The 6,647-nt window shown below is 64.5% G+C and carries 5 protein-coding genes and 1 tRNA gene; 5 read left to right on the top strand and 1 reads right to left on the bottom strand.

The features are described from left to right. Positions 1-728: glycosyltransferase (locus EGM46_RS02475; RefSeq protein WP_125098649.1), on the top strand; the 728-nt coding region annotated here is incomplete at its 5' end. On the opposite strand, the gene EGM46_RS02470 is transcribed toward EGM46_RS02475, so the two are convergent. Then, on the bottom strand, positions 725-1,168 hold the full coding sequence (locus EGM46_RS02470; RefSeq protein ID WP_241156135.1) for a CHAP domain-containing protein: 444 nt from the start codon (positions 1,166-1,168) through the stop codon (positions 725-727). The two genes, EGM46_RS02475 and EGM46_RS02470, sit on opposite strands and share 4 nt — an antisense overlap. A 551-nt stretch (positions 1,169-1,719) precedes the next feature. On the opposite strand from EGM46_RS02470, the gene EGM46_RS02465 reads away from it, so the two are divergent. From EGM46_RS02465 to EGM46_RS02450, 4 genes are all read left to right on the top strand, one after another. Continuing rightward, positions 1,720-1,807, top strand: a tRNA-Ser gene (locus EGM46_RS02465). A 500-nt stretch (positions 1,808-2,307) separates the two neighbouring features. Then, positions 2,308-5,022: a hypothetical protein gene (locus EGM46_RS02460; protein WP_125098577.1), complete on the top strand. Its 2,715-nt coding sequence runs from the start codon at positions 2,308-2,310 to the stop codon at positions 5,020-5,022. Further along, a complete protein-coding gene (locus EGM46_RS02455; protein ID WP_125098576.1) occupies positions 5,019-5,711 on the top strand; it encodes a hypothetical protein in 693 nt (230 codons plus the stop codon). The genes EGM46_RS02460 and EGM46_RS02455 overlap by 4 nt, the downstream gene beginning before the upstream one ends. 188 nt (positions 5,712-5,899) lie before the next feature. Further along, positions 5,900-6,613 (top strand): hypothetical protein, encoded by a 714-nt coding sequence (locus tag EGM46_RS02450; RefSeq protein WP_125098575.1) that lies wholly within the window; start codon positions 5,900-5,902, stop codon positions 6,611-6,613. Positions 6,614-6,647: the final 34 nt, after the last annotated feature.

The following is a 6,647-nucleotide window of genomic DNA, read 5'->3' as shown; positions in this document are numbered from 1 at the left end:
GCGCGGCGCGTGGTGCGTGGCGCTTCCTCGCCGAGCTCGCCGCCGACGCGGACGTCGTGACCGCGCCCTCCGCGCACTTCGCCGCCGAGCTGCGCGCGCACGCGGTCGCAGCGGACGTGCGCGTGACCCCCGGAGGGGTCGACGATCAGGCGATCGCTGCTGCGCGCGAGCTGCCGCGGAATCCGCGCAGCCGCCCGCGGCTCGTGTGGCTCGGCCGCATGAGCCACGAGAAGCGCATCCTCGAATTCATCGACGCGATCGCGGAGGCGAACATCGACGCCGACGTCGCGCTGCACGGGGCGGGCCTGCTCCTACCGCGCGTGCGCGAGCGGATCGCGGCGCACGGCCTCGAGGATCGGGTGACGGTCCCTGGACCGGTGTCGTACGCGCAGGCGCTCGCCGCGATGCGCGACGCCGACGCGCTCGTGCAGACCTCGATGGGGTTCGAGACACAGGGGCTCACGCCGTTTGAGGCCGCCGCGCTCGGGACCCCCACGATCTTCTGCGACCCGAACATCGCCGACGACGTCGCCGTGCAGCCCGAGTGGCGCGTACCGGCTGGCACGGTGGGCGCGCTCGCAGAGACGCTGCGCAGCGCGGTCGCGGAGCTTCGGGCGGGGACGCTGCGCGTCGCCGAGGCGGACGGGGCGCGGTTCCTGCAGTCGGCTCAGAGCCGGGTGATGCTGGACGTGTACGCTGAGGCGCTCGGGGGCGCCCGGAGGTCTTAGAAGCGCCAGACCGCAGACTGGAAACCAGCGGGGGGCTTCGGGGTCCAGTTCTTCTCTTCGGTGACGAGGCCTGAACCGCCTGGGCTGTTGGACTGGACGATGGTGAACGTGCCGTCTTCGTTGACTTCAGTGATCAGTACGGTGTGCACGCCAGTCACCCAGGAGGTGGGGGAGCTCGCGTATTCGTACTGGATGACATCGCCGGGGGCCGCAGTCTCGAGTGTCATACGGGTGGCACCGGTGTAGTTGGCAACGGGGTCACCGCCACCGGTCCACGCGCCACCGCCGGCTTTGATCCAACGCTGCGCGGACATGATGCACTCACCCGGCTGGCTCCAGCCGGTCGGACGGCTGGTGCCGATCTCGCTCTCAGCGAGGGCGATTGTCGCGGCAACATCGAAGCCGTGTGGCACCTGTGCAACCTCTTCGATGTGCAGCACGGAGTCGATGCTCTCACCAGCGAGGCCGGCTCCCGTCGTATCGAGAGTCTGAGAGACCGTTGTCGCGGGGAGAACCGAGGCTGGGGAGAAATCCTCGACCGGTGGTGCTGCGACCGCGGGTGCTGCTCCGAGTGCAAAAGTGACTGAAGCGACCAAGCTCACAATAAAAGCCTTGGCAGAAACATTCACGCGTTACACTCCGGGGGTTGTCCAACAAAAAGCGCCGGGACGGGCCCGAGCGCCTCAACCAGTATGCGTTACCGTTCCGTTACGTTCAAGTTCTTTTCCGCTTCACGGAGGGGGTTCTGCGCAGATTTAAGGGCGATATCCCAGTGCTGGTAACGAAGTCCGCCGTTCAAGAAACTCGCAGGAAACTCCGCCAGCGAGGGGTGTTCTGCCGCGCACCTGCGCGCGCTGGGAACGCACTGCGTCGCGCTCCATACGGTCAGGTGCCCCCTGGGGAGGCCTCCGCGCCTCGCCGGTGCGCGGTCCGGTTCGGCGGAGCCTCACGAACACGCTAGACTGGTGCCCGCTGGCCTTCGAGCCAGTAAGGAGGATTCGCCTAGCGGCCTATGGCGCACGCCTGGAACGCGTGTTGGGTTCACGCCCTCGGGGGTTCAAATCCCCCATCCTCCGCCACAAGCACACAAGCCCCCTCTGGGAAGAATCCCAGAGGGGGCTTGTGTCGTTCCGTGAGGTGGTCGCTCTCGGTGAAGAGGATGCGGACGCGGTGGCTCTGGCATCGTGCGGGGTAATTCGGGATCTCCGCTGAGTGCACGGTCGGTCTTGTAGGTGCCGTCGCCTGGCGCTCAAGCCCTACTCAGGAAGCCGAACGCGATACGCGAGCGCGGTACCCAGAATTCAGCGACTCGCGGGCTCCACTTGCGCGCTTTGAGTACTCAGTCCTGCCACAAAAACTCCTATGGCATACGAAAGGCGGCTGTTCCGGCGTGAGGATCGTTGCATCAGAGTCATGAGATGCAGCACGGAAAGGAACACCGCAGCAGATGCGCGATCGAATGAACCGTGGGGTTTCCCGCAGCCGCGGTGTGAATCCTGCCATTCCCCTGAGAGCCCGCCCGCGGGGTCGGGTGATTGTCGCACTCGCAGCAGCATTTGCGCTTGCGCTCGCTCCGTTCATGCCCGCAGCGAATGCGCAGGCGGTGAGCTACACGTTCTACCTGAACTCCGCAGACGTCACGGCGAACGCGAAGGACGCGAACCCAGGCGACGGCGTTTGCGCGACTGCAGCGGGAACCTGCACGCTCCGTGCTGCACTCGAAGAGTCAAACGCGCTCAATCGTGCACCGGGCGAGATCCTGATCACGCCTGCGTCCGGGTTCACGGGAAACATCGATCCGGTCGCGTCGGGCTACCAGTACATGCAGACCGGGTCCGTCTCCAACCAGGACGGTGGGGCGCACTTTCTGGTGACGGCTCCCGTCACGATCGACCTCAAGAACCAGATCACGGTTGAGGCCACCCGGGATACCGGTGGTGCGCTGTTCCACGCCAACGGCAAGAACATCGTCTTCCAGAATGTGACGCAGGTGCTGTCAGGGGAATCGTCCTTCGTGATGGGCCCGAAGGCCGACGGTGTCACAATCGATGGTGGTTCCTCGGTCACCCAGGCGCACTACGGCCCTGAGCGGTTCATCGTCTTCCGTGAAGGCGCAAAGGACATCACGCTCAAGAACTACCGCGTGCAGGGGTTCTACGACGCAGGCACGGCCACAGGCCTCTTCTACTTCAATGCGCAGAACTCGACGCCCATCGAAAACGTGGTCATCGACAACGTGCGGGTGACGTACACCACCGGCGGGTCCTGCAACTCAGGCGATGGCTCCGGCTGCCGCACGAGTCTCATGCAGTTCTTGCCGCGCAACCAAAATGTCGTGGTGAACGGCTTCACCTTTACGAACTCATTCGTGTCAAACCTTACGAACCAGGTGTCCTTCCCGTTCACGACGGGGACGTCGGCGAGCTACAGCGTGAAGGCCTCGAACATCAACATCACTGACAACGAGTTCATCAATGTGCAGGGATCGGGTGGCCTGTCCTACACGAACGCATTCATTGCGCTCCCATACGGCCCCCTCGCCGGAACGAACGTCATCTCGGGAAACAAGTTCGTTCGTGCGACGAGTGGACACGGCTACGCCGTGAGCTGGAACGGAAACACCACAAGCGGCAGCGCCGGCGATCTCAGCATCGCGAACAACTACTTCAACGGATACACCACCAACTCCGTCTACCTGCAGAACACGGGCGACGTGAGCGTCGAACGCAACACCTTTGGGGCGCGGAGCGGCTCGCAGGCGCGCCCAGGCGTCGCGGAGGAGACGCGCGATGGATCGAACGCGCTGCTTGACAACCAGACCAACGCGAATGGACGAGTGACCACCTGGTACCCGACCACCGACGCGACCGTGCTCACCACCGCAGCCCCAGCAGGCTCGATTCAAGTCGAGTCCCCGCTGCCGGCCGATGTGCCCGCGTGTGTCGCAACGTTGGATACCGTAGCCCCGACGGCAGGTCCGTTCCCCGCTGAGAAAGTTGATCTTGACCTGTACTGGACCCAGGATCGCACCGCAGAGGTGTACCTCGGCCGTGTCGAAGGCGTGACGGGATCCTCGGCCAAGCTGCTGCTTGACCTCCCTGTCGGCCCGCAGGAGTTCCCCTCGACTGTGGTGGGGAACACCGACACCGCAACGATCGTTGATGCTGACACTGGCATCGCCGGCGGTTACATCCGCATGCAAACGATCGGCAGCGAGAGCGGCCAGTCGTCACAGTACTCCCGCATGGTGGGCTTCAGTGGAAGCTGCCGGCCCGAGCTGACGATCGATCAGCAGAGCACTCAGAACGATCCGACGTTGGCGCGCGATCTTCACTACACCGTGAAGTCGTCGCTGCCGCTGAACCCGGATTCGGTGACCGCAGCGGTGGTCGATGTTACCGCAGACGCGGTGCCCGAAACGATCGATGCAGGTCGCCTGAACCCGCGCAGCGTGCAGGTGACCCCCGTTGCTGGGAGCGCTGACCGGGAGTTCGAGGTCATTGCGCGAGTCGATGACTCGGCGAAGGTGACGGCTGCGATCGCGGCTGACCGCGTCCGCAGCACCGGCGGGCTCACGAACCGTGCAGCCGCGACGAGCACGGATCCGCACATCACCTTCCAAAACCCGGTTTCGGTGAAGCCCGGATCGTTCACACTCGTGACGGGCGAGCCCGATGGCAAACAGTACGGATTCTCACTCGCGGCGGGTGCACCTGCACCCAGCAAGGAATTGAAGTTCAACGCGATGCTTGATCAAGCCGGAACTGACAACGCCGTGGAACTGTCCAGTGCGTTCGCGACGATCGGTGTCGGTGAGACCTCGTCGAACAAAATCCGAGTGACCGCGGCGGCCGGCGACGTGCAGGCGAACACCCCGGTTTCGGTGGCGCACACGGTGACCTCCGACGACACGAATTACGACGGGCTCGTCGTCAATACGCTCCTCGTCAAGCTCTTCTCCACCGATCCCTCGGTGAAGATCACCAAGCGAGCCTTCGTCGACGTCGCTGACACGAGCAGTCCTGACAGCATCATGGCGACCGGGACTGAGGCCCTTCCCGGGACTCGGCTCATGGACGGCCAGCCCGTCTGCTTCGTCTACGAAGTGGCGAACATTTCGGCGGACGATTGGGCCACCGTGCTCAGCGACGTCACGGTCACGGACACGGACACTCGCCTGGGCGAGAACGGCGTCATCGGCACTGTCGAAACGCTTCCGGTGGGCGAGAGCACCCGTCTCTCGGCGTGCGGCACCCTGATTCCCGCGGATACGACGGTTGGAGATGCACGATGACCTCCACTCCGCCCACCCAACGTCGCAGCTTGAGACGTCAGGGCCTCAGCGCCCGCACCAAGCTGATCGCTAGCGCGAGCCTTGCGGCTCTCGGTGTGATTGCCGCGGGAGCGATGGCGACCGCACTGTGGAACGCCGAATACGATGTCTCGGGCGCCCGCGTGACCGCAGGCGATCTGAACGTGAGTTACGGTTCCGGAACCTGGAAGCAGGTCACGCCCGGCGTCACCACGCCGGCTGGCGGCACCCTCGCCGCTGGGACAGACGGGTTCCATTCCATGCCGGGCGATGTCATTGAAATGATCGTTCCCATCACGACGACACTGCGCGGGGAAAACCTCAACGCGGTGCTGTCTGTGGAGACCGGGAACGGCGCCACGCAGGATCTGATCGATGGCGTCGTCTCCGCGACGTACCGCGTCGAAGATGCCACAGGAACTCCGGTGGCACCTGCAACCGGTGAAGCGGAACTCGGCACGCCTGTCGAGGTTCCTGGGCTCGTGAGTAGCAATGCGGGTGAGACCGCGAACTGGACGGTCGTGGTGACCGTGACCGTGCTCGGTGACTATCGATGGACCCAGCTCGAACCAATTGTGGACCTGGACTCGTGGGCGATCGATGGCGTCAACGTGACTCTTGATCAGGTGCGTTCTGGCACCGGGTTCGCGTCAGCGAGCGCAGCATCATGAGGAAACGCACACGTACCCTCCTGACCGGAGGCACTGTTGTCGTCATGCTCGCCGGAGCACTCGCCGCGAGTGCCCTCTGGAGCGCAGGGACCGACGCTGATGTGCCCGAGGTTGCTCTCGGTGCAGTCCGCTTCGGGGCAGTCTCTGATGCCCAGACCGAACGCGTATTCTCCGACGGCGGCGCCCCCGTGGCCGTGACCATCCCCGGGAAGACGGTGATCGAGGTGCTTGAACAGACCACGATCGACGCTGACCCTGTGATCTGGCGTTTCGCTGCGAGCGGCGCTGCGCTCGGGATTGCCGGTCTGGACTATTCCGTCGCGGTGACCGAACAGACGGGCGCGGGCGAAACTCACGACCTCAGCTCGGGGTACGCGCAGCCGGGAACCGTGTTGGCCCTGTCCACGCTGAAGGTCTACCCGGCTGCTGCTGGCAGCGACTGCTCGGCGGTTCCGGCAACGCCGGCACCTGAAGCTGGCGAGGAACCGCGGAACGTCCACGTGTTTGACGGGGACAACGCCACTCTGCAAGCTCCCGGCGCAGCATTGACCGGGGACGAATCGGTGCGCGAGTGGTGCGTCGCAATCGACTGGAACTCAGTAGGCGATGGCACCTACGTCAACGACGTTCGTGTCACGGGTACTGCGGAGGACGGCAGCGCGAACGGCGCAGTTGCGACGTGGAACGCGGATGTCGGCTACCCGCCAGCGCTCGAGCAGCTTGGGGTGTACCGGAACCGCGTCACTGCGGAAGGAACCGCGGAAGACACCACTCGGGCTCGTGCAACGGCCGAATGGAACGCGGACATCTATCCCGATCCCTCCGGAGAACCGGGCGTGGTCATCACGCTAGATCCCATTGTGACAAGCCAAAACCCCGACATCGCGCCTCGCGACTCATGACTTACTTTTCCCCCCAACCCGACCCTGACGTCGA

This window comes from Leucobacter chromiireducens, from assembly GCF_003917135.1.
In the GTDB taxonomy this organism is placed as follows: Bacteria; Actinomycetota; Actinomycetes; order Actinomycetales; family Microbacteriaceae; genus Leucobacter; species Leucobacter chromiireducens_A.
Note: the sequence above shows the minus strand (reverse complement) of the source record. Positions and strands in the feature narration are given on the sequence as shown.

What these genes read in the sequence shown, in the direction of transcription:
- EGM46_RS02460 (WP_125098577.1), top strand. Translation starts at nt 2,308, where the DNA reads ATGCCCGCAGCGAATGCGCAGGCGGTGAGCTACACGTTCTACCTGAAC.
- EGM46_RS02455 (WP_125098576.1), top strand. Translation starts at nt 5,019, where the DNA reads ATGACCTCCACTCCGCCCACCCAACGTCGCAGCTTGAGACGTCAGGGC.